At 45.7% G+C, this 519-nt stretch carries 1 protein-coding gene; it reads left to right on the top strand.

Annotated elements, in window-relative coordinates; genetic code table 11:
- Positions 1 to 365 (top strand): uracil-DNA glycosylase (locus BHE18_RS18360; RefSeq protein ID WP_083573879.1); only part of this gene is annotated, 365 nt, incomplete at its 5' end.
- Positions 366 to 519: the final 154 nt, after the last annotated feature.

Raw genomic sequence — 519 nt, 5'->3', positions numbered from 1 at the left:
CGCATGGCTTGAGCTTTTCTGTCCAACCAGGCATCGCCCATCCACCGAGCTTGCGTAATATCTTCAAGGAGCTCGAGAGTGATATCGGCTGCCCAAAGCCGGTGAATGGAACCTTGACGAAATGGGCTGATCAAGGCGTCCTGATGCTGAACACGGTTCTGACGGTCAGGCAAGGGCAAGCGCATTCGCACCAGAAAAAGGGATGGGAACACTTCACGGACGAAGTCATCCGAAAATTATCAGCGCGTGAAGAGCCGATCATTTTCATTTTATGGGGCAAGCCGGCACAGATGAAAAAGCGACTGATCGATACCGAACGCCATCATATCATTGAAGCACCACACAAAAAAAAAAAAAAAAAATAAATGGCAAACGCAGAAACAGACGATTATGAAAGCAACAAGTCATAAAATCACATCTAGAACTCTAATGAAACACTAGACACACACCCACACGATCATCGATAACATACAGAAAAAGCAGTATGCATAATGAACACGATGGAAACGAGACAGATCA

The organism is Rossellomorea aquimaris (assembly GCF_001877785.1).
Lineage (GTDB): Bacteria > Bacillota > Bacilli > Bacillales > Bacillaceae_B > Rossellomorea > Rossellomorea aquimaris_A.
The sequence above is the reverse complement of the archived record's forward strand: the minus strand, read 5'-3'. Positions and strand labels throughout refer to the sequence as shown.